Source organism: Pseudomonas syringae group sp. J248-6 (assembly GCF_032586995.1).
GTDB lineage: Bacteria > Pseudomonadota > Gammaproteobacteria > Pseudomonadales > Pseudomonadaceae > Aquipseudomonas > Aquipseudomonas amygdali.
Genome location: NZ_JAWHOP010000017.1, coordinates 1 through 25,638, shown reverse-complemented (window position 1 = coordinate 25,638; position 25,638 = coordinate 1). Strand labels below are relative to the sequence as shown.

Below are 25,638 nucleotides of genomic sequence, written 5' to 3'. Positions count from 1 at the left end.
AAAACAACTGACAAAAAATCTTTACAACTCAGTACACATGTATCGCTTCCTGACACAACTGCTTGGCCAGAATACCCAGCGTCATCAGTGCCCGCTCAGCCTCTTTGTTCCAAGGCATCCCGCAGTTGAGGCGAATGCAGTGATTGAACTGCTCGGTATTACTGAAGATCAACCCTGGCGCGATACTGATACCCTGCTCCAGCGCGCGAACATGCAGCTCCTGAGTATTGACCCGGCCCGGCAGGCTGACCCACAGAATGAACCCACCCGCAGGGCGACTCATCTGCGTGCCCTCAGGGAAGAACTGCTGCACCGCCAGCTGGAAGGCGCTGAGATTCTTGCGGTATTCCAGGCGAATGAAACGCAAGTGCCGATCGTAGCCGCCGTTTTCGAGGTACGCGGCGACTGCCATTTGCGTGACACTGCATGCAGAGTGCGTGCTGAAAGTCTGCAAACGTTGAATTTCTGCCTGATATTTGCCAGCAATGATCCAGCCGATGCGTACACCCGGCGACAGGGTCTTGGAAAAGCTGGAACAGTAAATCACCCTCCCCAGCCGATCAAACGCCTTGAGCGCCTTGGTCCTCCCGACTTCGAACATCAACTCGCCATAGACGTCGTCTTCAACCACCTGAATATCGAAGTCCGAGGCCAGACGCAGGAGGTTCTTCTGCCGCTCCTCCGGCATGGTGCCGCCCAGTGGGTTGCTCAGGCGTGACGTCAGTACCAATGCTTTGATTGACCATTGATTGGCCGCCAGTTGCAGGGCCTCCAGACTGATGCCGGTGGCCGGGTCGCTGGGGATTTCGATGACTTTCAAGCCCAATAGGTCGGCAAGTTGCAACAACCCGTAATAAGCAGGCGACTCGGCAGCGATCAGGTCACCCGGCCGGGTCAGCACGCGTAGAGTCATCTGCAGTGCATCCACGCACCCGTGGGTGATCACCACCTCGGACGGATCGACCACCACGCCGGCGTCGCGCATACGGATGGCGACCTGCCTGCGCAGCGGCTCGAAACCCGGACTGAACATATAGCTGAAGGCCCGCGGGCTGTGAAAACGCGTCACTTTCGCTAATTGCTGATGCAGCGCGCGCACCGGCAGGTAGTCCACATGAGGCACAGCGGCACCCAGAGCAAACACGCCCTCGCGTCGGGATTCCTCGAGCACTTGCTGGATGATACTGCTGCGCGTGACCAGACCAGGCCGCTCGACCCGCGCGATATCCGGGGTCGAAGCCGTAAGTGCCGGGGTTTGATGAACATAGTAGCCGGACTGAGGGCGCGCCCGGATCAACCCTTGATCTTCAAGGTTCGCATAAGCCTGCAATACCGTCGCATGGCTGACATTGAGCTGCGAACTCATCTTGCGAACCGAAGGCACACGCTCACCGGGTTGATACACCCCACGACGAATATCTTCGGCAAGCTGCTGGGCGATACGCTGATAGAGCAAAAGATTGGTCATGACACAGCCTCGAAAAGACCGGTGATTTATTGTTTTTAAAAATACAGATACGGAATAACCGGCACAGTCCAGAAGTGTACGGGAACAGTTTACGTTCAAGCCAGCGGTCACGACCGCTGCACGAAAATAAACGCGGCTGAAAACGCCATATGCAAAGCCTTTAAAGCCAAAAAAGCCCGAGACCGTTTCCGGCGTCGGGCTTTTTGAGAGGTCTTTATCAGCGCGCTGCGCCTAACTGACCTTTTTCATCGGAAAAAACAATTTCCACACGGCGATTTTGCGCGCGCCCGCGCTCGGAGGCGTTGGCGTTCACCGGGAACTGCTGACCGTAGCCCTCGACATGTATACGTTTTTCATCGACACCCAGGTCCATCAGAACGTCTGCGACTGCTTGTGCACGATCCTTCGACAGCTTCAGATTCTCCTGACGATCACCTGTGCTGTCGGTGTAGCCCTCGATCCGGACCACTCGACGCGGATTGATCTGCAAAAACTGCACAACCTTGAGAATGGTGCGACTGGCCGAGCTTTTCAGCTCGGCGTGGCCAGCGTCGAACAGCACATCTCCCAACGTCATGACCAGCCCGCGATCGGTCTCGGTGGTGGCCAGACTGAGGATCTGATCTTCCAGCCAGCGCCCCTGCTGCTGGGCACTGGCCAGCTTGGCCTCACGCAGCGCCAATTGCAGACGCTGGCGCTCCATGTCCATTTTCGCCAGGCGCTCCTGGCTCAGCATAAGATTGCTGTGCTCACGCGCGATCTCGCTGTAGCGGCTGCTGAGGTAGGCGTAGTGAGCGACATCGGCACCGCTCCCCAAGTAACTGGACAGACGCTCGGCGCGAGCCAGAGATTCGCCAGCGCGAATCACATCCTTGGGCGCGCTGCGCAACACATCGGTATCTTCCTTGACCTTCTGGAAATCGGCACTGGCCTGTTGCAAGGCCTGCCCGCTGTCCTGATGACCGGCACACCCGTAAAGGCCAGCCGAACCCAGCAACAGGCACACACTCAGTACACGCGGAAGACGGTTCATTGTGCCTCTCCCAGTTGCTTGCGTAACCGATTGAGGCGGGTATTCAACTGATTGACCTGCTCCTGACTCTTGAGGGTGAGCACTCGGGCCTCTGCCAGCCGGGCATCAAGCTCGGCCTGCTCGGCTTTCATGCGCGCGTCCTTGTAGGCGTGGGTCGCCATGGAGGCGCGAGCTTCGGCAAAGCGGGCCAGAGCGACTTCCATCTCGGGCTGATCATCACCCGCGCCAACGGCTTTGGCCTGCTCCAGCGCCTGCTCGGTCAGCTTGAACTGCTCGGTCGGTAGCGGGTCGCTGGCGCAGCCAGCCAGCGTGGCGATGGCCATGACGGCGATTGAAAAACGAATACTCACAAAAACATCCCTACTTGTCTGGTGCGCTGGCGCTGGCAGGTTGCAACAGTTGGGCTTTCCACAACTCCAGGTTGTGCCTGATGACATCACCCGCAAGGCCGGAGGCGGCCGATTCTGTCATCTTTTTCGCCAGTTGTCCGCGCAACCATGGTTCGTTGCAGGCCGAATTGAACGACAACGCCAGATAAAACCCGGGTGTATCGACCGGCAATGGTTGAGCAGCCAGGTCTGCTGAGAGACCCAGCGTCTGCACCATGACCATCCCGGCGTAACGACCGGCAAGCACGTAATCCACCTCACCCAGCGCCAGCTTCTGAAAAGCCGGGGTCAGGCCTGGCAGGCGTGTCAGGCTCAAATGCTGCTTGGCCGCAGCCTCGAATGAAGGCGTCAATCGGGTCTTTTCCGACATGGCGCCAGGATGGTCGTGCAGCTCATCCAGGGTATTGAACGGTACGCTGTGATCGTGGCGCGTCCAGACCATGATGTCGTTCTGCACGATCGGCGGGTGAATGTAATCAAGCGACTCAAGTTGCGCCGCATTAAACGGCGCGTCCGCCAACAGATCCATGCGTCCGGTGCGCACCTCTTCAAGTGCCTGACTGCGTTTGCCGCCGTACAGGAACTCGACCTTGATACCCAGCTCACCTGCTGCCTGTGTGAGCAGATCGGCATTGGCACCCATCAGATGACGTGGGTCCTGAGGATCACGCCATAAATAAGGCGGCGCGTCCGGACTGCCGGTCACAATCAGACGCTCGCACTTGCCTGCCGCGAATGAAAGCGTCGGCAGCATGACCAGCCCGAGAAAAAGCGAAGACAGCAGCCGGGGATGCACCATGAAAAGTCCTTTGATACCCGATAAAAAACCCGCTCGATCCGGGCCTGTGTACCGCAAGCAATCTGCCGGCACACAACCCCCGAACGGAACGGGTTCTCTTTATAGTGGAAGCGCGTGGCTTAAACCAGCTTCTCCAGCTCGGGAATGGCTTCGAACAAATCAGCCACTAGCCCGTAATCGGCCACCTGGAAGATCGGAGCTTCCTCATCCTTGTTGATCGCAACGATCACCTTGGAGTCTTTCATGCCGGCCAGATGCTGAATGGCACCGGAAATACCGACAGCAATATACAGCTGAGGCGCGACGATCTTGCCGGTCTGGCCGACCTGCATGTCGTTGGGCACAAAACCGGCATCGACCGCAGCACGGGAAGCACCCACTGCAGCACCGAGCTTGTCGGCCAGCGTGTACAGGTGCTTGAAGTTGTCGCCGTTCTGCATGCCGCGACCGCCGGATACGACGATCTTGGCTGCTGTCAGTTCTGGACGATCGGATTTGGCCAGTTCTTCGCCGACGAAGCTGGACTTGCCCGCATCGTGGGCAGCCGAAACCGCTTCAACAGAAGCCGAACCACCCTCGGCAGCGACCGGATCGAAACCGGTGGCACGCACGGTGATGACCTTGATCGCGGCAGTGGACTGCACGGTGGCAATGGCATTACCGGCGTAGATCGGGCGGGTGAAGGTGTCGGCCGAGACCACCGAAACGATCTCGGAGATCTGATCGACATCCAGCTGCGCAGCAACGCGTGGCAGGATGTTCTTGCCGTTGGAGGTTGCAGCAGCCAGAACGTGACTATGACCCGCAGCCAGCTCTACGACCAGTGGCGCAACGTTTTCAGGCAATTGGTGTGCGTAGGCAGCGTTGTCGGCCACCAGCACTTTCGCCACGCCGGCAATTTTGGCGGCGGCGTCGGCAACGGCGCTTACGCCTGAACCGGCAACCAGCAAGTGGATGTCACCGTCGATCTTCTGCGCGGCAGCCAGGGTATTGAGCGTAGCCGGGGCTACGGTCGCATTGTCGTGCTCAGCGATAACCAGGATCGTCATTTAGATTACCTTCGCTTCGTTTTTCAGTTTCTCGACCAGTTCAGCCACCGATTTGACCTTGATGCCCGCGCTGCGTGCAGCCGGTGCTTCAACCTTGAGGGTCTTGTTGGTCGATGCCGTGGAAACGCCCAGTGCATCCGGGGTCAGCACTTCAAGCGGCTTTTTCTTGGCTTTCATGATGTTGGGCAGCGAAGCGTAGCGTGGCTCGTTCAGACGCAGGTCCGTGGTCACGATGGCTGGCAGGCTCAGGGAAACAGTTTGCAGGCCACCGTCGATTTCACGGGTCACGGCAACCTTGTCACCGGAGACTTCAACCTTGGAGGCGAACGTACCTTGCGGGTAGCCGCTCAGCGCAGCCAGCATCTGGCCGGTCTGGTTGTTGTCACTGTCGATAGCCTGTTTGCCAAGGATCACCAGTTGTGGCTGCTCCTTGTCGACCACTGCCTTGAGCAGCTTGGCCACGGCCAGAGAGGTCAGCTCTTCGGCAGACTCGACCAGCACGGCACGGTCTGCACCCAGCGCCAGCGCAGTACGCAGTTGCTCCTGAGCAGTGGTCGGACCAATGGTGACGACCACGATTTCCGTTGCCACGCCCTTCTCTTTCAAGCGCACCGCTTCTTCAACAGCGATTTCGCAGAACGGGTTCATGGACATTTTGACGTTGGCAAAATCGACGCCGGAGTTGTCCGCCTTGACGCGAACCTTGACGTTGTAGTCGACCACTCGTTTGACAGCTACAAGAACCTTCATGGATTCCTCACTCTCCGGTGAAAAGAAGTCGCCTGGCGACACCAGGCGATCGATATGTGTCCTCAACAAGCAATCGCAATGCGTGCAGGCCGTCCGGGCGACTTTAAAAAGCCATATAAAAGCCGGGAGTCACCCGTCAAGCAGCGGCAGGGTGTGTAAAATGCGCCGTGCGACGTTGACCTTTTGCCTGCACCGCGTCCGCCTGATGCCTTTTGAGAGACTTCCTGCAACGCAGGTGCCTCGTTTCAGCCTACGGCAAACGCAAAACCGCCCGTATATTGACCGCAACGCCTTTTCCGGTCAATACGCCAAATCGGCCAGTTCCGAGTCTGGCGTCTTTGATTTATCTGGGCTGCGGGCAATTCAAACAAACGTTTGTATTGGACCCATGCAGTGGTGTAGATATAATGCTTGCCATTAAAAGACGGGTGGTGCTCAACACCTCCTGCGTCGGCCTGCAGCGACCCATAAAGCAGCGCCCATAAAAATACCGTGAGCCTTGAACGTAGGAGATAGCCTGTGGAACGCGAATACATGGAATTCGACGTCGTCATCGTCGGAGCCGGCCCTTCCGGGCTTTCTGCCGCTTGCCGCCTTAAACAGAAGGCCGCTGAAGCCGGGCAGGAAATCAGCGTCTGCGTGGTGGAAAAAGGCTCCGAAGTCGGCGCACACATCCTGTCCGGTGCCGTGTTTGAACCGCGCGCACTGAACGAGCTGTTTCCAGACTGGCAGGAATTGGGCGCTCCGCTCAATACACCGGTCAAGCGCGATGACATCTACGTCCTGCGCGACGCCGAAAAGGCGCAGAAAATTCCGGACTTTTTCGTCCCCAAGACCATGCACAACCATGGCAACTACATCATATCCCTGGGCAACCTGTGCCGCTGGCTCGCCCAGCAGGCTGAAAACCTCGGTGTGGAAATCTACCCGGGCTTTGCCGCTCAGGAAGCACTGTTCGATGAAAACGGCGTGGTACGCGGTATCGTCACCGGCGATCTGGGTGTCGACCGCGAAGGCAACCCCAAGGAAGGCCTGTACACCCCTGGCATGGAACTGCGCGCCAAGTACACGCTGTTCGCCGAAGGCTGCCGCGGTCACATCGGCAAGCAATTGCTCAAGCGCTTCAACCTCGACGACGAAGCCGATGTGCAGCATTACGCCATCGGCCTGAAGGAAATCTGGGAAGTCGACCCGGCGAAGCATGAACAGGGCCTGGTGGTGCACACCGCAGGATGGCCACTGGACGACGCCAATCCGGGCGGCTCGTTCCTGTACCACCTGGAGAACAATCAGGTAGTGGTCGGCCTGATCGTCGACCTGTCCTACAGCAACCCGTACCTGTCGCCGTTCGACGAATTCCAGCGCTACAAGCACCACCCGGTCATCAAACAGTACCTTGAAGGCGGCAAACGCATCAGCTACGGCGCACGCGCCATTGCCAAGGGCGGCCTGAACTCGCTGCCGAAGATGGTATTCCCTGGCGGCGCGTTGATCGGTTGCGACCTGGGCACCCTGAACTTCGCCAAGATCAAGGGCAGCCACACGGCAATGAAGTCCGGCATGCTCGCAGCCGATTCGGTGGCAGATGCCCTGTTCGCCGGCAAGGAAGGCGGCGATGTGCTGACCTCCTACGTCGATGCCTTCAAGACCAGCTGGCTGCATGCAGAGCTGTTCGCCAGCCGCAACTTTGGCGTGGCGATCCACAAATACGGCGCTATCAAGGGTGGTGCCTTCAACTTCATCGATCAGAACATTTTCGGTGGCAAGCTGCCGTTCACGCTGCACGACACCACGCCGGACTACGCCTGCCTCAAGCTGGCAGCGGACTCAAAGAAAATCGATTACCCGAAACCCGACGGCAAGCTCAGCTTCGACAAGCTCAGTTCGGTATTCCTCTCCAGCACCAACCATGAAGAGGAACAACCCTGCCACCTGAAGCTGACCGACCCGAGCATCCCGATCAGCAAGAACCTGCCGCTGTACGACGAACCGGCACAGCGCTATTGCCCGGCTGGCGTGTATGAAGTCATCACTAAAGAAGATGGCGAGAAGCGCTTTCAGATCAACGCGCAGAACTGCGTGCACTGCAAGACCTGCGACATCAAGGACCCTTCGCAGAACATCACATGGGTTGCACCGGAAGGCGCTGGCGGGCCGACTTACCCGAATATGTAAGGCAGCGGCAAGTTACAGGCGCTGATCTTGCCGCTTGTAGCTTGCCGTTAAACCCTGCAGCCCTCTTCTCCCGGACTGCGCTCAAAGTAACGTTTGTATTCACGGCTGAATTGCGACGCACTCTGATAGCCGACCCTGAGCGCGACCTGCGACACATTCAGCCCGTCGGCCACCAGCAGTTGCTGGGCCTTGAGCAGGCGCAGACGTTTGAGGTACTGCACCGGTGACAACAAGGTGCTGCGTTTGAAGTGCTCGTGAAAGGTCGAGGTACTCATGTTTGCGCAACTGGCCAGCGTGTCGACGTTCAGCGCGTGATCATAGTGCTCATGCAGATAGGTTACCGCCGAAGCAATCCGTGCGAATTGCCCCTGCTGTTCGACCAGCGCACGCAAAACCCCTGATTGCGGTCCACGCAGCGCGCTGTACAGCACCTCACGAATCCTTGATTGCCCCATCGCCTGACACTCCAGCGGATCGTGCAGACAACGCAGCAGGCGTTCGACGCTGTCACGCATCGCAGAGTCGATGCGTACCGAGGTCATCGACTCCGGGGTCTGCATCTGGCTTTCCTGGCCGCTGGCCGGGCCCATCGCTTGCACCAACTCGCCAAGCAGCACGCGGTCGATGGCTACCGATACGCCATACAACGGCTTGTCTGGAGTGGCAAAGGTTTCGCATTTGAACGGTACAGAAAGCGCCTGAATCAGGTAATGCCCGGTGCCATACTCAAACGTACGTGGCCCCAGGCAGGCGACCTTGCTGCCTTGCACGACGATCATCAGGCTCGGCTCGTAAATCTGCGGGCTGCTGGCGACATAGCCAAACGCCGAAAGCACGCGAACCTCGGGCAAATGCGTCGCCACAAAGCCGGGACGCACTGCCAGCGGCTGGATCAAGGAGACAAGCGTGGCATTGCCATCAATAACAACAGGTAACGTCATGGGAGCAGCCTGACAGAGAAACAGACAGCTGTATCATCGCAGATTTGCGCTTCATAGCCGACCCTGAAACGTCAGGCCGGAGGAATAGGCATGAAACACGTAGGATTCACCATAGCCACGAAGGGCACGTATCAGGACAATTGGTCGCCTCTATTCCGTAACACCTTGCGAGGTCAAACATGTACACAGCAATAGGTTATGCCGCACAGTCAGCTACCGCCCCCCTCGCCCCGATGACCTTCGAACGTCGCGCTCCGCGTGCCGACGACGTTGCCATCGAAATCCTCTACTGCGGCGTCTGCCACTCCGACATTCACCAGGCGCGCAACGAATGGGGCATCGCTGTTTACCCGCTGATGCCTGGCCATGAAATTGTCGGTCGCGTGACCGCCACTGGCGCCAACGCCAGCAAATACAAGGTCGGCGATCTGGTCGGTGTTGGCTGCATGGTCGATTCGTGCCGCGAATGCTCGGCCTGTAAATCGGATCTCGAGCAGTATTGCCTGGAAGGCCCGACCATGACCTACGCCACGCCTGACCGCGTGGACGGCAGCAACACCATGGGTGGCTACTCCAACAGCATCGTGGTCGCCGAGCATTTCGTTGTGCGCATTCCAGAGAAACTCGACCCGGCCGCTGCTGCGCCAATCCTTTGCGCAGGCATCACCACTTATTCGCCGCTCAAGCACTACGGTGTGAAGGCTGGCGACAAGGTCGGTATTCTGGGCATGGGTGGTCTGGGCCACATGGGCATCAAGTTCGCCAAGGCAATGGGCGCTGAAGTGACCCTGTTCACCCGCTCCGCAGCCAAGGCTCAGGAAGCACGTCGTCAGGGTGCAGATCATGTGATCGTGTCCACCGACGCTGAACAGATGAAAGCCGCTGCCGGTCATTTCGACTTCCTGCTCGACACCATTCCGGTCCAGCATGACCTGAACCCCTACCTGGAAACGCTGCGTTTTGACGGCGTGCACATTCTGGTCGGTCTGATCGAGCCGGTCGAGCCGCCAGTCCATGCAGCCCACTTGGTGATGAGCCGTCGCGTGCTGGCCGGTTCGCTGATCGGTGGTATCGCTGAAACTCAGGAAGTGCTGGATTTCTGCGCAGAGAACGACATCACCTGCGATATCGAAATGCTCGATATCCGCAACATCAACGAAGCCTACGAGCGCATGCTGGCCGGTGACGTGAAATACCGCTTCGTGATCGACATGGCCACGCTGCAGGCCTGATTCACCGCGAATCAGCCGCCGAGATCGGCCGAGAGTTCCGCTGCTATCTGCTTGATCAGCGGGACCAGCTCGGCCATCTTCTCCAGCGGCATGTAGGGCACGGTACTGGCGACACTGATGCCGGCAACGATCTGTTTGCTGGCATCACGTACCGGCGCTGCAACGCAACGGATCGACGGTTCGTTGTCCTCCAGATCGAACGCATACCCTCCCTGCACATATTCTTCCCTTCGCGCCTGCAACTGCTCCCAGGTTTGCTGCTCATGAGCAGGCCATAGCGGATTCCTGCCACTGCTCGGCATGCTGGCGTTATACAAGCGCTGCCACTCCGGCAACCCGCTGTCCAGCAGCAACGCCTTGCCGATACCGGTTCGCACCAGCGGCATGCGATGCCCGACCCGCGAGCGCATTTCCGGGCCATTGCGACCAGGGTTCTTGTGCAGATAAAGCACGTCGTCCCCTTCCCGCACCGCCAGATGCACCGTATCGCCCGTCAGCTCCGACAGCCGATCCAGATATGGCCGGGCGAGCATTGCCAGTGGCACTTCTTCGCGCGCCTGAAACCCAAGCTCAATCAGTTTCGGTCCGAGCAGATAACCCACTTGAGGCACCACCCGAAGGTAGCGCTCTTCGACCAGGCAACTGGCCAAACGGTGAGTGGTGCTGCGTGTGGTGCCGATCAGCCGGGCGATTTCCTTCAGGTCCCGCGCACCACCGGCCACCGCCTGCACCACGCCAAGCCCGCGCAGCAGAGTCTGGGTCCCTGTCGGCGCCGGTTCTTTGCCGGTAATTTTTTCAGGGATGATCGAATCGTTGTGCATGACAGGCCATTTTCATAAAAGGGGCGGATCGAAAAGCTGACGGCATTATCGCCGCCAGCATCCAGATACGTCGACATCAGAGCTCGATACGCTCTACTTTGCCTACCAGCAGGATGTAAGACAGCGCGCCCAGCAATGCCAGCACCGAAATGTAAGTGATGGCCGGCGCAAACGAGTCACCCGTTGCCAGAAAGCCGATCACGATCGGCGTGGCGATGGCGGCGAGGTTGCCGATGAAGTTGAACGTGCCGCCAGTCAGGCCCAGCAAGCGCGCCGGGGCCAGGGTCGATACCAGCGACCAGGTGATCGACGCCAGACCGTTGCCGAAGAATGCCAGCGCCAGAAAGGTGATGACCAACGGGGTGGAGTCAACGAAGTTGGCACCGATGATCGAGGTCGAGATCAGCAGCCCGGCAATGATTGGCAACTTGCGCGCAAAGCCCACGCTATGCCCGCGACGGATCAGCCAGTCGGAAAAGAACCCCGAACACAGCACGCCGACAAACGCCGCAAGAAACGGCAACGACGCCAGCAGCCCGGACTTGATGAAATCCATGCCGCGGTATTTCACCAGATAGGTCGGGAACCAGGTCAGGAAGAACCATAGCGTGGAGTTCAGGCAGAACTGCCCCAGATAGATCCCCCACAGCTTGCGCTTGCTCAACACAATGCCCAGGTCCAGCCAGCTGAAACCCTGCTTCTGTTTTTCGACATCCTTCTGGATGTCTACCAGACCGCCGCCCTCTTTGATCAGGTCGATTTCCTGCTGATTGACACCTTTGAAGTCACGCGGCTCGCGATAGACCGTATACCAGATCAACGCCCACAGCACACCGACACCACCTGTAGCGACAAACACCATGTGCCAGCCATAGTGCGCCTGTAACCAGGCCAGCACCGGGGTTAGAAACGCCAGGCCGACGAACTGCCCCGAGGTATAGACGCCAATGGCGGTAGCCCGCTCGCGCTCGGGAAACCAGGTGGTCACGACACGGCTGTTGATCGGATAGGCAGGTGCTTCCAGCGCACCGACCGCCATGCGCAGTACGAACAGCGCAATAAAGCTGGCCGCAAAACCAAGCATGATGGTCGCGATGGACCACAGCAGCAGCGCCGCGGTGTAAAGGATACGCGGCGGCACACGGTCCACCAGCCAGCCACCAGGCAATTGCATGGCGGCATAGGTCCAGCCGAACGCGGAGAAGATCAGCCCGATGTGAACCGTATCAAGGCCCAGCTCGGCGGTCAGCGCAGGAGCGGCAATCGACAGGTTGCTGCGGTCCAGGTAGTTGATCACCACCGTAATGAACAGCAGCACCATGATGAAGAAACGTTTGCGGGACGGCGTCACCAGGGATGCCGCACCCTCAAGAGTTCGAGTGCGCATGGAATGTAGCCTCTTGTTGGATTTATTGAGGTCTGTGTTTCGATTGGCGAGCTCTCGTTCCCACGCTCCGCGTGGTAATGCATTTCGTGACGCTCTGCGTCACATACCTGCGCCGCACCGCGCTCTCAAAATCGTACGCAGAGCGTCCAGAACGGCATTCCCATGCAGAGCATGGGAACGATGATTACAAGTGCCGTATGCGGGAACGATGGTTACGGGGATTTACTGTGCTCTACCACTCGGCAAAACTGCCATCGGCATGGCGCCAGATCGGGTTGCGCCAGCGGTGGCCGATGGCCGCGCGTTCGATGACATATTCTTCGTTGATCTCGATGCCCAGGCCCGGCCCGTTGGGAATCTTGACCATGCCCTTGTCGTAGTCGAAGACTTCCGGGTGCTTCACGTAATCGAGCAGATCGTTGCTTTCGTTGTAGTGAATGCCCAGGCTCTGTTCCTGAATGAAGGCGTTGTAACAAACCGCGTCCAGTTGCAGGCATGCCGCCAGCGCGATAGGCCCGAGCGGACAATGCAGCGCCAGCGCGACGTCATACGCTTCGGCCATATTGGCGATCTTGCGGGTTTCAGTGATGCCACCGGCGTGGGACGCATCAGGCTGGATAATGTCGACATAACCTTCGCTCAACACGCGCTTGAAGTCCCAGCGTGAGAACAGCCGCTCACCCAGGGCAATCGGCGTGCTGGTCAGCGGTGCCAGCTCCTTCAGTGCTTCATAGTTCTCGCTGAGCACCGGCTCTTCGATGAACATCAGCTTGTAGGCGTCCAGCTCCTTCATCAGCACCTTGGCCATGGGCTTGTGAACCCGGCCATGGAAGTCCACACCGATGCCGACATTCGGCCCGACGGCATCGCGCACGGCAGCCACGTTGGCCAGCGCCAGGTCGACCTTGTCGAAGGTATCGAGAAATTGCAGCTCTTCGGTGCCGTTCATTTTCACCGCAGTAAAACCACGTCCGACCGCTTCTTTCGCAGCCCGCGCCGTGTCTGCAGGGCGGTCACCGCCGATCCACGAATAGACGCGAATCTTGTCACGCACCTGACCACCGAGCAGGTCGCTGACGGAAACGCCCAGGGCCTTGCCCTTGATGTCCCACAACGCCTGATCGATGCCTGCCAGGGCGCTCATGTGGATCGCCCCACCCCGGTAGAAGCCGCCGCGGTACAGCACCGTCCAGATGTCTTCGATGTTGCGCGGGTCCTTGCCGATCAGGTAATCGGAGAGTTCTTCCACAGCAGCGGCCACGGTGTGCGCGCGGCCTTCGACCACTGGCTCGCCCCAGCCGACAACGCCCTCGTCGGTCTCGACCTTGAGGAAGCACCAGCGCGGCGGAACGATGAACGTGGTGAGTTTGGTGATTTTCATGGGTGCGGTTTCTCTTGTTGATTCTCTTATTGGATAACGACTACCGGCGCCGGTCAGTCTGCAAGCGCTGCGCTGTGCTGCTTCCAGGCAGCCACATAGGCCTGGGCGCGCCCGGTAACGTCAGAGGTGCTCATGCCTGGCTTGAACAGCCCGGAGCCCAGGCCAAAGCCTTTCACGCCGGCATCGAGGAACACCTTCATGTTGTCCGGCGAGATCCCCCCGACCGGCAGCAGAATCGTGCCCTTGGGCAATACCGCCAGCCACGCCTTGACCACCGCGGGCGACATCTGCTCGGCAGGAAACAGCTTCAGCACATCAGCCCCTTCGGCCAGCGCGGCAAAGGCTTCGGTCGGCGTCGCCACGCCTGGTGAGAGGAACAGCCCGGCAGCCTTGGCTGCACGCAGCACCTTCGCATCGCTGTGCGGCATGACAATCACCTGGCCTCCGGCATCCTTGACCTGAGTCACCTGCTCCGGGGTCAGCACCGTTCCCGCACCGATCAGGCAATCGGCTGGCAGTTGCTGGCGCAACAAACGGATGCTGTCGAACGGCTGTGGAGAGTTGAGCGGCACTTCGATGACCCGAAACCCGGCCTCGTACAACACATCGCCAATCGCAGGCGCTTCTTCGGGACGCAGGCCGCGCAGAATTGCGACCAGACCGTTTTCCTTCAATGCTTGCTTGAGCATGTCACACCTCTTGAATGTGTTGGGACGAGCGGCGCGCGATCAGGCCGGCTTGAACGGCGACCTGCCAGAGGCCGCGCTCGGTCGCCTGCTCGGCCAATGTCACGCCGGGAAAGCCACAAACGGCCAGCCCGCGTGCATAGCGCGTGCACAGCGAATCGCTGCCGATGAGGACCACCGCAGGCAATTGTTCGTGGTTGTGCAGATGCAGCCTGGCGATGGCGCCCAGTTCATGGCCAATCAACAGGCCGGAAAGATAGTCAGGTTGCGCACTGGCAGCCAAATGCCCGGTAAGGCCGAGCGTTCGTGTGCTGAAAATCGTCGATAGCGGCCCGGCAGAGCCCGCGTCGGACAGGGCAATCGACAAGCCGCGGTCAAACGCCTGCTCGTCGAACGCCTCCGAAGGCTGCATGGTGCGTCCCAGAATAGTGTGCGCGCAGAGCGCGGCGTAGACCTCGCCGGTCATGAAGGTGTCGAAGTGAACAATGCGACCCCGTTCTACCTGCACCCATTTGGAGTGGCTGCCGGGCAGACCGATCAGCAGCTGCTGGCTGCTCTGCCCGGCGTCGAGGCCGGCCAGCACACCCAGCACCTGGGTTTCTTCGCCACGCATGACGTTGGGCAGGGTCGAGCGTTGCAGGACGCCGGGGATGATGTGCACCGTCACGCCGCGCACGCTGCGCACCGTCTGCAGCGCTGCGCTCAGCTCATTGACGCTGGCCGGCGTTTCCCGGTAAGCCGCCTCGCGCCAGCCCTGTGCGCTGCCGACCATGCCACAGGCAATCACCGGCAGGTCCGGTTGGGCATCGAGCCAGTCGCCGCACGCCTGGTCAAAGGCCAGTTCGAAACCGTCACTGCAGAACTGCCCCGCGATCAGCCGCGGCGTGGTCGGCAACTGCATGATGCCCGCGCTCAATGCGCGCTGTTCCAGTACCTGGCCATGTTCGCCAAGTCGATAAGCACGAAGTGAGGTTGTCCCCCAATCGAGCGCGATCAATTGCGCCTGCATTGCGTCACCTGTTGTTTTTTTGGAAGTGAGTGCAGGACGACTATAAACCCGTTGTTACACTTATCTCAATATGTAAATTTCAATCCCATATATAGGGAAAAAAGACAGTCAATCAAAAGTATCAGGCACTAAAAAACCCGCCTTCCTTTCGGAAAGCGGGTTTGCTGTAAAACCGAAGCCTCAACGCTCCAGCAGGATTCTCAGCATGCGGCGCAGCGGCTCTGCCGCGCCCCACAACAGCTGGTCACCCACGGTAAAGGCACCCAGGTACTGCGAACCCATGTTCAGTTTACGCAAACGGCCCACCGGAATACTCATGGTGCCGGTTACGGCAGTCGGGCTCAGCTCGTGCATGCTGGCTTCACGGTTGTTCGGCACCAGCTTGACCCAAGGGTTGTGCTGGCTGATCAAGCCTTCGATGTCCGCAATCGGCACATCCTTGTTCAGCTTGATGGTCAGCGCCTGGCTGTGGCAACGCATGGCACCGATGCGTACGCAAATGCCGTCGACCGGGATCGGGCTCTTGAAGCGACCGAGAATCTTGTTGGTCTCGGCCTGGCCTTTCCACTCTTCGCGGCTCTGGCCGTTCGGCAGCGCCTTGTCGATCCACGGGATCAGACTGCCCGCCAGTGGCACGCCGAAATTCTCGGTCGGGAACGACTCGCTGCGCATGGCTTCAGCCACCTTGCGGTCGATATCCAGAATGGCGCTGGCCGGGTTGGCCAGATCATCGGCCACCGAGGCATGCACGGCGCCCATCTGCCTGATCAGCTCACGCATGTTCTGCGCGCCGGCTCCGGAGGCCGCCTGATAGGTCATGACGTTCATCCACTCGACCAGCCCGGCGTCGAACAGACCGCCCAGGCCCATCAGCATCAGGCTGACCGTGCAGTTGCCGCCGATATAGTTTTTGGTGCCCGCATCCAGCTGCTGATCGATGACCTTGCGGTTCACAGGGTCGAGCACGATAACGGCGTCATCCTGCATGCGCAGACTGGAGGCGGCATCGATCCAGTAACCCTGCCAGCCGGCTTCGCGCAGCTTGGGGAACACCTCATTGGTGTAGTCGCCACCCTGACAGGTCAGCACTACGTCCAGGGTTTTCAGCTCGTCGATGCTGTAGGCGTCTTTCAGTGGCGCAACATCCTTGCCCACCGAAGGCGCCTGGCCACCGACATTGGAAGTAGTGAAAAACACCGGCTCAATGAGATCGAAGTCCTGCTCTTCCCGCATCCGCTGCATGAGCACGGAACCGACCATGCCGCGCCAACCGATCAGACCTACACGTTTCATCGCAACTACACCTTGAATAAAAGTGGGACCACCGCTCTGCGCATGCACAGCAGGCGGCGGGCCAGAGAGATTACAGATTCCGCAGCGCGGCGACTACTGCATCGCCCATTTCCTGCGTACCGACTTTGACTTTGCCTTCCGACCAGATGTCGCCGGTGCGAATGCCCTGATCCAGTACCACGCTGACCGCCTTCTCGATGGCGTCAGCAGCATCGGTCAGGTTGAAGCTGTAACGCAGCATCATCGATACCGACAGAATGGTCGCCAGCGGGTTGGCAATGCCTTTGCCGGCGATGTCCGGCGCCGAACCATGACAAGGCTCGTACATGCCCTTGTTGGCGGTGTCCAGCGAAGCCGACGGCAGCATGCCGATGGAACCGGTGAGCATCGACGCCTGATCGGACAGAATGTCGCCGAACAGGTTGTCGGTCACGATTACATCGAACTGCTTGGGCGCACGAACCAGCTGCATGGCGGCGTTATCGACATACATGTGGCTGAGTTCGACTTCAGGGTAATCCTTGGCCACCTGCTCGACGATTTCGCGCCACAGCTGGCTGGACGCCAGCACGTTGGCCTTGTCTACCGAGCAGAGCTTTTTGCCACGCACCATGGCCATGTCGAAACCGACCTTGGCAATGCGGCGGATCTCGCTTTCGCTGTACGGCAGCGTGTCATAGGCCTGACGCTCGCCATTATCCAGCACGCGAGTGCCGCGTGGCGCGCCGAAGTAGATGCCACCGGTCAGTTCGCGGACGATCAGGATGTCCAGACCGGCAACGATTTCCGGCTTGAGGCTCGACGCATCCGCCAGTTGCGGGTAAAGGATCGCCGGACGCAGATTGCCAAACAGGCCCAGTTGCGAACGAATTTTCAGCAGACCGCGTTCAGGACGGATGTCGCGCTCGATGGTGTCCCATTTCGGGCCGCCGACTGCGCCCAGCAGTACGGCATCGGCCGCACGGGCGCGATCCAGGGTCTCGTCTGCCAGCGGCACGCCGTGTTTGTCGATGGCTGCGCCGCCGATCACGTCGTGGGTCAATTCAAAGCCCAGCTGATACTTTTCGTTGGCCAGTTCCAGCACCTTGACCGCTTCGGTCATGATTTCCGGACCAATACCATCACCTGGGAGAATCAGAATCTGCTTGCTCATAACATCCTCGATTTTGTGCATCGGCGTCGTGAACAACGCCTGTTTATAACGCTCGCAGCGGCGAAAAATTTATCACCTGTCTTAAACACTTTTGCCAGCAAGGCGCAGGGCCCCTTGCTGGCAAACAGACAGGTTGCGATGAATCAATCAGTCGCGGAACAGCCACGGCTGACTGGCGCGGTGCCTGCTTTCGAAACTGGCAATGGCGTCAGCGTCCATCAGCGTCAGGCCGATGTCGTCCAGGCCATTGAGCAGGCAATGTTTGCGGAACGCATCGATTTCAAAGCTCAGCACCTTGCCGTCGGGACGGGTCACGGTCTGCGCCTGCAGATCAATGCTCAACTGGTAGCCGGGGCTGGCCTCGACCTGCTTGAACAGCTCGTCGACCTCGGCTTCAGACAGAATGATCGGCAACAGGCCGTTCTTGAAGCTGTTGTTGAAGAAAATGTCCGCGTAGCTCGGCGCAATAATCGCGCAGAAACCATACTCTTCCAGTGCCCACGGCGCATGCTCGCGACTGGAGCCACAACCGAAGTTTTCCCGAGCCAGCAGTACGCTTGCACCCTGGTAACGCTCATGGTTGAGCACGAAGTCATGGTTCAGCGGACGCTTGGAGTTGTCCTGATACGGCTGCCCCACATCCAGATAACGCCACTCATCGAACAGGTTCGGGCCAAAACCCGTGCGCTTGATCGACTTGAGGAACTGCTTGGGGATGATCTGGTCGGTGTCGACATTGGCACGATCCAGAGGAGCGACCAGGCCATTGTGCTGGGTAAAGGCTTTCATGCTGGATTCCTCAGAGCTGGATCAAGTCGCGAACGTCAATGAAACGGCCATTGACCGCCGCCGCGGCAGCCATCGCAGGGCTTACCAGATGCGTGCGGCCGCCAGCGCCCTGACGGCCTTCGAAGTTGCGGTTGGAAGTGGATGCACAGTGCTCGCCGGAACCCAGGCGGTCCGGGTTCATCGCCAGGCACATCGAGCAGCCCGGCTCACGCCATTCAAAACCGGCTTCGATGAACACCTTGTCCAGCCCTTCCTTCTCGGCCTGTTCCTTGATCAGGCCCGAACCCGGCACCACGATGGCCTGCTTGATGGTCGCGGCCACCTTGCGGCCCTTGGCGACGTCGGCAGCCGCGCGCAGGTCTTCGATCCGCGAGTTGGTGCAGGAACCGATGAACACCCGGTCCAGCTGGATATCGGTGATCGGCTGATTGGCTTTCAGGCCCATGTACTTCAAGGCGCGCTCGATGGAGCCACGCTTGACCAGATCCGGCTCTTGCGCAGGGTCCGGCACGTTTTGATCGACGGCAAGCACCATTTCCGGCGAAGTGCCCCAGCTGACCTGTGGCTTGATCTGCGCGGCGTCCAGCCTGACCACGGTGTCGAATACAGCGTCAGCGTCGGAAACCAGATCCTTCCAGGCCTCGACTGCCAGGTCCCATTCCGCACCTTTAGGAGCAAACGGACGACCCTTGACGTACTCGACGGTCTTTTCGTCGGTGGCAACCATGCCGACCCGGGCACCGGCTTCGATGGACATGTTGCAGATGGTCATGCGGCCTTCGATAGACAGGTCGCGAATCGCGCTGCCAGCGAACTCGATGGCGTAACCGTTACCGCCCGCCGTACCGATCTTGCCGATCACGGCCAGCACGATGTCTTTTGCTGTCACGCCGAACGGCAGTTGCCCTTCGACCGAGACCAGCATGTTCTTCATTTTCTTGGCAACCAGGCACTGAGTCGCGAGCACGTGCTCGACCTCGGAAGTGCCGATACCGTGCGCCAGCGCACCAAACGCGCCGTGGGTCGAGGTGTGCGAGTCACCGCAGACCACGCTCATGCCTGGCAGGGTTGCGCCCTGCTCCGGGCCGATCACGTGAACGATGCCCTGACGCGGGTCGTTCATCTTGAATTCGGTAATGCCGTACTCGTCGCAGTTGTCATCGAGGGTCTGCACCTGCAGCCGCGACACCTGATCTTCAATGGCGTCGATACCCCCCTTGCGTTCCGAGGTGGTCGGAACGTTATGGTCAGGCGTGGCGATGATCGAGTCGATCCGCCATGGCTTGCGCTTTGCCAGCCGCAGGCCTTCGAACGCTTGCGGCGAGGTCACTTCGTGGATGATATGGCGGTCAATGTAGATCAGCGCCGAACCGTCGTCGCGCTGCTTGACCAAATGCGAATCCCAGAGCTTGTCGTAGAGCGTTTTCCCGGCCATCGGACGTACTTCCTCATCAGCTTGTTTCTATGCCTTGGGCAATCGTGACGATGACCCCTTGGCTTGTGCGGTCATCCTATGGAATATGCTTAAATAACTCAAATTCATAATTTTCATACTTTGGATAACCAAATGGAATCCGACCATGGATCTCGCCAACCTTAATGCTTTTATTGCCATCGCCGAGACCGGTAGCTTTTCCGGGGCAGGCGAACGCCTCTACCTGACTCAACCGGCCATCAGCAAGCGCATTGCCGGTCTGGAGCAACAATTGAATGTGCGCCTGTTCGACCGCTTGGGCCGGGAAGTCAGCCTCACCGAGGCCGGGCGCGCCCTGCTGCCGCGTGCCTATCAGATTCTCAACGTGCTGGATGACACTCGCCGCGCGCTGACCAACCTGACCGGCGAAGTCACCGGACGGCTGACTCTGGCGACCAGTCATCACATCGGTCTGCATCGCCTGCCCCCGGTATTACGGGCATTTACCCGTACCTATCCAAAGGTCGCACTGGACATTCAGTTCCTGGACTCGGAAATTGCCTATGAGGAAATTCTTCACGGGCGCGCCGAACTGGCAGTCATTACACTCGCACCCGAACCGCATACGCTGATCCGCGCGGTGCCCGTGTGGGACGACCCGCTGGACTTCGTCGCGGCACCGGAGCATCCGCTGGCCAACAGCGGCCCCATGAAACTGGAGGATGTCGTGCGCTATCCGGCAGTATTTCCGGGCGGTAACACGTTTACCCATCACATTGTCAGCGGCTTGTGCGAAGCCCAGGGCCTCAAGCCCAACATCGCGATGAGTACCAATTATATGGAGACCATCAAGATGATGGTCTCCATCGGCCTTGCCTGGAGCGTTCTGCCACGCACTATGCTTGACGAACAAGTGGCGCGCATTCCATTACCGGGCGTGCAACTCAATCGCCAGCTAGGCTACATCCTGCATACCGAACGCACGCTATCGAATGCAGCAAGAGCATTCATGAAACTGCTCGATGCGCAGACATAGTGGGTAGACCATGCTGCAAACCGCAGACTGATCGCTCTATCGGTTCTTTCGATTAAAGGCTCGTGATCACATGTCCAATCCACCGGATAACTCCGTGCTGAAAGCCCCTGCACAGGCAGCCGCCCCCAGTCTGCCGCCGACAGGCGCGGAGCGCGCCCTCCAGCAAACCCGGGACCGTCTGGAACTGGCGCTGGAACTGGCGCAGATGGGCACCTGGGATCTGGACATCACCGGCAACCGGCTGCAAGCCTCGGCGCGTGCGTCTGCGCTGCATGGCATGGCGGCGCTGCCCTTCGACGAGGATGGCCGGCAGTTCTTCGGCAGCCTGCCCGCTGAAGAGCGCCGGCGCATGCGCGCAGTTTATGCTGCAGCACTGGAAAACCAGCAGGATTGCCTGCAGGTGACCTACCGGTTTCAGTTGCAAAACGGCACATCGCGCCTGCTTGAAAGCCGTGCACGAATCTATCGCAATGAACATGGCCAGGCCGTGAAGCTGTCCGGAACCGTGCTGGACATCACTCAACAGTGCGTCCAGTCGGCGCTGGAGGCCAGCGAGGAGAAGTTTGCCAAGGCATTTCATTCAAGCCCGGACTCGATCACCATCACTGAAATCGAGTCCGGCCGCTATGTAGAGGTCAATGACGGCTTCTGTCGCCTGACCGGCTTCAGCGCTAAGGAAGTCCTGGGTCGCACAGCCCACGAAATCGGTATCTGGTCCGACACCGTGCAGCGCGAGTACATGATTGACGAACTACGCCAGAAAGGCCGCGTGCATCATCGCGAAATGAATGGCCAGGACAAGCACGGCGCGCCTCTGGTGCTGGACATCTCGGTCGAGTTCATCACCCTGAACAATACCGCCTGCCTGCTGATGAACGCCCGAGACATCGGCCAGCTGAAAACCGCCCAGGCACAGGTTCAGCATCTGGCTTATCACGACCCGCTCACCGGGCTGCCCAACCGCGCGCTGCTGATGGACCGCCTCAGCCAGCAAGTCTCGCTGCTCCAGCACCAGAACCTGCGCGGTGCCCTGCTGTTTCTTGACCTGGACCATTTCAAGCACATCAATGACTCACTCGGCCACCCGGTGGGCGACAGCGTGCTGAGTATCATTGCCGCGCGCCTGGAGGCCAGCGTACGCCAAGAGGACACCGTGGCCCGCCTGGGCGGTGACGAGTTCGTGGTGCTGATCTGCGGGCTGGACGGCACCCGCGATGAAGTCACTCAGCAGGTCCGCGTGCTGGCCGACAACCTTCGCGAGCTGCTGGCCGAGCCGATGTTCCTCGACGGTCATCGCCTACAGGTCACGCCGAGCATCGGCATCGTTCTGATTCCGGACGATGGCCTGGCCCCTGCCGATTTGCTCAAACGGGCCGATATTGCGCTGTATCGCGCCAAGGATTCCGGACGCAATGCGTCACAGTTTTTCCATGTGTCCATGCAGCAGGCCGTCAGCCAGCGCCTGCGTCTTGAAAACGACTTGCGACTGGCGCTGACCCGCAACGAATTCCAGCTGCACTTCCAGGCCCAGATCGATTGCCGGGACCAGTACATTACCGGCGCAGAGGCGCTGCTGCGCTGGGACCACCCCGAATACGGGTTGCTGTCGCCTGATCAGTTTGTCCAGATACTTGAAGAAAGCGGGATGATTCTGGAGGTCGGCAGCCACATTCTGGACGAAGCCTGCAAAACCGGCGGCCTGCTTTTAAAGCAGGGGCTGATCTCGAAAAACAAATTCCTGATGGGCGTCAATATCAGCCCGCGTCAGTTCCGCCAGAACGATTTTATCGAGCGTGTGCAACACAGCCTCAAGTTGCACCAGTTGCCTGCCTCCATGCTCAAGCTGGAAATCACCGAGGGCATTGTCATCCAGAACCTTGATGACACCATCCTCAAAATGCGCAGCCTGAAGGAATTGGGCGTGAGCTTTGCGATGGACGACTTCGGCACCGGCTATTCCTCACTGACTTACCTCAAGCGCTTGCCGGTGGATACGCTGAAGATAGACCAGTCCTTCGTTCAGGACGCCACCAGCGACCCCAACGATGCAGAAATCATCCGCGCCATCGTGGCCATGGCTCAGAGCCTCAACCTTAACGTCATCGCTGAAGGTGTCGAAACGCCGGAGCAGCTGGCGTTCCTGGAAAGAGTGGGCTGTTACAACTATCAAGGCTACCTGTTCAGCGAACCGCTGCCGGGGCCGCAGTTCGAGAACCTGCTGCAGCTCAAGCGGCAGTTACAGGAAAGTGCGTCTCTGGAGTGAAGACAGAAAAGGCGCCCGAAGGCGCCTCTTCTATAGAACAACTGATTAGCTGCCCAGTACTTTCTGGGTATTGAGCGGAATGCGCTTTGGTTTTGCCTCTTCCGGCACGTTGCGCACCAGGTCGATGCTCAACAGCCCGTGAGACAAGTCGGCACCTTTGACCTCGATATTGTCGGCCAGCCTGAACGACAGCTTGAATTCACGCCGGGCAATACCCTGATGCAGATAGGTCACGTTGTCGGCTTCCTGCTCGCGCTTGTTGCCGATCACGGTCAATACGCCCTTCTCGACTTGTAGTTCAAGGTCCTGCTCTTGCATGCCTGCTGCAGCAATCACGATCCGGTAATGATCATCGGTATGCCGCTCCACGTTGTAGGGAGGGTAACCGCTGGCTGTCTCATTTCGTGCCGCCGACTCGAAAAGGTCGTTGAAGCGGTCGAAACCCACGGAATGACGAAAGAGTGGGGCCAGTGAAAATGCAGTCGCCATGATAAGTTCTCCTGTTTGTCAGCGAGTGGTTTACGCGACCCGTATCCGGCATCGCTTGATCACCAAAATAGGGCTACCCATTCACTTTTCAAGAGACTTTTTTCAGGTTTTTTTTGACCGTTCGTCGGGGTTAGGTTTGGGGTAAGCCGCCGGGCAGGCAGCCCAACATCACACCGATTCGATCACAGTCGGTTTCGCGGCGTAGCGCATTGAACATCAGGGTCGCCTCAGGGTAGCTCTTGGTCAGCAGCACCAACCATTGCTTGAGACGACCCGGCGCCTGAATGAGCGTCATTTTGATCAGACAGGCCTGCCAGAAAGCGCGCAGCATCGGCTGCAACTCGTCCCAGGTCATCGGCACGACCTCTTCACCCTTCTGTGCCGCAGCAATCTGCCGGGCCAGATCAGGGCGCGCCACCAAGCCGCGACCAATCATGATGTCGCGTGCGCCGCATATTTCCCGGCAACGACGCCAATCGTCAACGGTCCAGATTTCACCGTTGGCCACCACTGGGACCTTGACCACTTCCTGAATGCGCGCAATCCACTCCCAGTGCGCGGGCGGCTTGTAGCCGTCGACCTTGGTGCGTGCGTGAACGACTATCTGCTCTGCCCCGCCGTCAGCCAGTGCCCGGGCACAGTCCAGCGCGCCATCGGTGTTTTCGTAACCCAGACGCATCTTGGCTGTTACAGGAATATGTTTGGGCACGGCACGGCGTACCTGGCTGACGATGGAATGCAGCAGTTCCGGCTCTTTGAGCAGAATTGCGCCGCCACGCGAGCGGTTGACGGTCTTGGCCGGGCAGCCGAAGTTGAGGTCCAGTACCGGTGCACCCAACTCACAGGCGAACGCGGCGTTCTCGGCCAGACATACTGGGTCGGAGCCCAACAGCTGGAGCCGCAAAGGCGTGCCTGCGTCGGTCTTCGCGCCTTTGTGGAATTCCGAAGCGTATTTGTAAAAGTAGTGTGCAGGCATCAAACGCTCGGACACCCGAATGAATTCGGTCACGCACCAGTCGATACCACCTACTTTCGTCAGGGCATCGCGCAGGATGTCGTCGACCAACCCCTCCATGGGCGCCAGAGCAATTTGCATGGGTCACACTCGAAAAAAAGTCCGGCAGTTTACTGCCCGGCGTGCGGATTGGGAACGGTGCCGTCAGGGATGGCTGCGCCGTAGCCGTCAATGAACTCGGCAGGCATGCGCTTGGGCCGACCGCTGGACAGCTCGATACAGACAAAGGTGGTTTGCGCGCGCAGCAACGTCAGGTTGTCGGCGGGCCGCTTGAGCTGAAAGCAACGGGTCATTTTCAGGCGGCGATCCCAATCGACGATCCAGGTCGCCAGTTGCAGTTCATCGTTCTCATAGGCACTGGCCAGGTAGTCGATCTCGTGTCTGACCACCGCCATGGCCCGGTCCAGACGCCGGTATTCGGTCAGGTCCAGGCCCAGATACTGCGAATGCCGCCAGGCACAGCGCTCCAGCCAGGAGACGTACACGGCATTATTGGCATGCCCCAGCCCGTCGATGTCTTCAGCGCCGACGTTCAGATCAATGACGAAAGGCGTTGCCCGATCCCAGACCATGCGTGCTCCTGCTTGAGTGAATTTGGTGTGCGGAGAGTGTAGCGGTTCATTAACCTCGTTCACACGACGGTCTGCAATGCCCGTAATGTTGACTATCGTGCCGATGCTCCGCGTCGGCATGCAGTTCTGGACGCTCTGCGTCCTCTTTGTGGCGCTACGCGTCACACTTGGGGTTCTGCGAGTGCCATCGTGGCGAAAAAAGCGTTTTTATGTGCAGTAACTTCGGCGAGGCATGATGCAGTACAGACGTGACGCCTTGCGTCATCTGATGCAGGCCACCGAAGCATTGGCGCGAGGGTCAGTTGGATTTGTGTATGGAAACAGCAAGAATCTGAAAGGAAGGATTTTTCAAACCCTGAAAAAACAAAAGGGCCATTCAATAATCGAATGACCCTTGGTCCCGCAGAGCGGGAAATCGTGGCGTCCCCTAGGGGACTCGAACCCCTGTTACCGCCGTGAAAGGGCGGTGTCCTAGGCCACTAGACGAAGGGGAC

General features: G+C 59.1%; 23 protein-coding genes and 1 tRNA gene. 4 read left to right on the top strand and 20 right to left on the bottom strand.

Going from position 1 to position 25,638, the window contains the following annotated elements; genetic code table 11:
* Nucleotides 1–28: 28 nt before the first annotated feature.
* The 6 genes from RYC17_RS19985 to RYC17_RS19960 form a co-directional block, all read right to left on the bottom strand.
* On the bottom strand, nucleotides 29–1,468 hold the full coding sequence (locus RYC17_RS19985) for a PLP-dependent aminotransferase family protein (RefSeq protein ID WP_058400459.1): 1,440 nt from the start codon (nucleotides 1,466–1,468) through the stop codon (nucleotides 29–31).
* A gap of 217 nt (nucleotides 1,469–1,685) precedes the next feature.
* On the bottom strand, nucleotides 1,686–2,501 hold the full coding sequence (locus tag RYC17_RS19980; protein ID WP_011168312.1) for an OmpA family protein: 816 nt from the start codon (nucleotides 2,499–2,501) through the stop codon (nucleotides 1,686–1,688).
* Nucleotides 2,498–2,851 carry a DUF4398 domain-containing protein gene (locus RYC17_RS19975; RefSeq protein ID WP_004658957.1) on the bottom strand — a complete coding sequence of 118 codons (354 nt, stop codon included), beginning with the start codon at nucleotides 2,849–2,851 and terminating at the stop codon, nucleotides 2,498–2,500. Before RYC17_RS19975 ends, RYC17_RS19980 begins: the two co-directional genes overlap by 4 nt.
* Nucleotides 2,852–2,861: 10 nt before the next feature.
* A complete protein-coding gene (locus RYC17_RS19970) occupies nucleotides 2,862–3,689 on the bottom strand; it encodes a substrate-binding periplasmic protein (protein WP_031594912.1) in 828 nt (275 codons plus the stop codon).
* 119 nt (nucleotides 3,690–3,808) lie between these two features.
* The gene (locus RYC17_RS19965) at nucleotides 3,809–4,738 is read right to left on the bottom strand and encodes an electron transfer flavoprotein subunit alpha/FixB family protein (protein WP_316887310.1); all 930 of its coding nucleotides are present in this window, start codon (nucleotides 4,736–4,738) and stop codon (nucleotides 3,809–3,811) included.
* Nucleotides 4,739–5,488, bottom strand: a complete 750-nt coding sequence (locus RYC17_RS19960; RefSeq protein ID WP_316904209.1) for an electron transfer flavoprotein subunit beta/FixA family protein — start codon at nucleotides 5,486–5,488, stop codon at nucleotides 4,739–4,741.
* A gap of 519 nt (nucleotides 5,489–6,007) precedes the next feature.
* On the opposite strand from RYC17_RS19960, the gene RYC17_RS19955 reads away from it, so the two are divergent.
* On the top strand, nucleotides 6,008–7,663 hold the full coding sequence (locus tag RYC17_RS19955) for an electron transfer flavoprotein-ubiquinone oxidoreductase (protein WP_316887311.1): 1,656 nt from the start codon (nucleotides 6,008–6,010) through the stop codon (nucleotides 7,661–7,663).
* Between the two features lie 47 nt (nucleotides 7,664–7,710).
* Here RYC17_RS19955 and RYC17_RS19950 read toward each other — a convergent pair whose 3' ends face one another.
* Entirely contained in the window at nucleotides 7,711–8,604 is an 894-nt protein-coding gene (locus RYC17_RS19950; RefSeq protein WP_058400453.1) for an AraC family transcriptional regulator, read from the bottom strand.
* Between the two features lie 179 nt (nucleotides 8,605–8,783).
* On the opposite strand from RYC17_RS19950, the gene RYC17_RS19945 reads away from it, so the two are divergent.
* Entirely contained in the window at nucleotides 8,784–9,836 is a 1,053-nt protein-coding gene (locus tag RYC17_RS19945) for an NAD(P)-dependent alcohol dehydrogenase (RefSeq protein ID WP_031594913.1), read from the top strand.
* A gap of 11 nt (nucleotides 9,837–9,847) precedes the next feature.
* On the opposite strand, the gene RYC17_RS19940 is transcribed toward RYC17_RS19945, so the two are convergent.
* The 9 genes from RYC17_RS19940 to leuC all read right to left on the bottom strand — a co-directional run bounded on the left by RYC17_RS19940 (nucleotide 9,848) and on the right by leuC (nucleotide 19,790).
* Nucleotides 9,848–10,657 carry an IclR family transcriptional regulator gene (locus RYC17_RS19940; RefSeq protein ID WP_316887314.1) on the bottom strand — a complete coding sequence of 270 codons (810 nt, stop codon included), beginning with the start codon at nucleotides 10,655–10,657 and terminating at the stop codon, nucleotides 9,848–9,850.
* 76 nt (nucleotides 10,658–10,733) lie between these two features.
* A complete protein-coding gene (locus RYC17_RS19935; protein ID WP_002552961.1) occupies nucleotides 10,734–12,044 on the bottom strand; it encodes an MFS transporter in 1,311 nt (436 codons plus the stop codon).
* A 232-nt stretch (nucleotides 12,045–12,276) separates the two neighbouring features.
* Entirely contained in the window at nucleotides 12,277–13,455 is a 1,179-nt protein-coding gene (gene dgoD, locus RYC17_RS19930; RefSeq protein WP_255872618.1) for a galactonate dehydratase, read from the bottom strand.
* 23 nt (nucleotides 13,456–13,478) lie between these two features.
* The gene (locus tag RYC17_RS19925) at nucleotides 13,479–14,114 is read right to left on the bottom strand and encodes a 2-dehydro-3-deoxy-6-phosphogalactonate aldolase (protein ID WP_058409243.1); all 636 of its coding nucleotides are present in this window, start codon (nucleotides 14,112–14,114) and stop codon (nucleotides 13,479–13,481) included.
* 1 nt (nucleotide 14,115) lies between these two features.
* Nucleotides 14,116–15,120: a 2-dehydro-3-deoxygalactonokinase gene (locus RYC17_RS19920; RefSeq protein WP_316887316.1), complete on the bottom strand. Its 1,005-nt coding sequence runs from the start codon at nucleotides 15,118–15,120 to the stop codon at nucleotides 14,116–14,118.
* A gap of 180 nt (nucleotides 15,121–15,300) precedes the next feature.
* A complete protein-coding gene (asd, locus tag RYC17_RS19915) occupies nucleotides 15,301–16,413 on the bottom strand; it encodes an aspartate-semialdehyde dehydrogenase (RefSeq protein ID WP_002552957.1) in 1,113 nt (370 codons plus the stop codon).
* A 70-nt stretch (nucleotides 16,414–16,483) separates the two neighbouring features.
* Complete coding sequence (gene leuB, locus RYC17_RS19910) at nucleotides 16,484–17,566, bottom strand: 3-isopropylmalate dehydrogenase (RefSeq protein WP_004658980.1); 1,083 nt, start codon at nucleotides 17,564–17,566, stop codon at nucleotides 16,484–16,486.
* A gap of 147 nt (nucleotides 17,567–17,713) precedes the next feature.
* Nucleotides 17,714–18,355, bottom strand: coding sequence for a 3-isopropylmalate dehydratase small subunit (gene leuD, locus RYC17_RS19905; protein WP_005732380.1), 642 nt, complete (start codon nucleotides 18,353–18,355; stop codon nucleotides 17,714–17,716).
* A 10-nt stretch (nucleotides 18,356–18,365) separates the two neighbouring features.
* Complete coding sequence (gene leuC / locus RYC17_RS19900; protein ID WP_002552954.1) at nucleotides 18,366–19,790, bottom strand: 3-isopropylmalate dehydratase large subunit; 1,425 nt, start codon at nucleotides 19,788–19,790, stop codon at nucleotides 18,366–18,368.
* Between the two features lie 145 nt (nucleotides 19,791–19,935).
* Between leuC and RYC17_RS19895 the strand changes: the two genes are divergently transcribed.
* Nucleotides 19,936–20,805 (top strand): LysR family transcriptional regulator, encoded by an 870-nt coding sequence (locus RYC17_RS19895; RefSeq protein ID WP_002552953.1) that lies wholly within the window; start codon nucleotides 19,936–19,938, stop codon nucleotides 20,803–20,805.
* 70 nt (nucleotides 20,806–20,875) lie between these two features.
* Entirely contained in the window at nucleotides 20,876–23,068 is a 2,193-nt protein-coding gene (locus RYC17_RS19890; RefSeq protein WP_058400451.1) for a putative bifunctional diguanylate cyclase/phosphodiesterase, read from the top strand.
* A gap of 45 nt (nucleotides 23,069–23,113) precedes the next feature.
* Here the strand turns inward: RYC17_RS19890 and RYC17_RS19885 are convergent, their stop codons facing one another.
* The 4 genes from RYC17_RS19885 to RYC17_RS19870 form a co-directional block, all read right to left on the bottom strand.
* Entirely contained in the window at nucleotides 23,114–23,557 is a 444-nt protein-coding gene (locus RYC17_RS19885) for an Hsp20 family protein (RefSeq protein WP_058400450.1), read from the bottom strand.
* 130 nt (nucleotides 23,558–23,687) lie between these two features.
* Nucleotides 23,688–24,653, bottom strand: a complete 966-nt coding sequence (locus RYC17_RS19880; protein WP_058400449.1) for a tRNA dihydrouridine synthase — start codon at nucleotides 24,651–24,653, stop codon at nucleotides 23,688–23,690.
* A gap of 29 nt (nucleotides 24,654–24,682) precedes the next feature.
* A complete protein-coding gene (locus RYC17_RS19875; protein WP_054076471.1) occupies nucleotides 24,683–25,144 on the bottom strand; it encodes an acyl-CoA thioesterase in 462 nt (153 codons plus the stop codon).
* A gap of 418 nt (nucleotides 25,145–25,562) precedes the next feature.
* Nucleotides 25,563–25,638, bottom strand: a tRNA-Glu gene (locus tag RYC17_RS19870).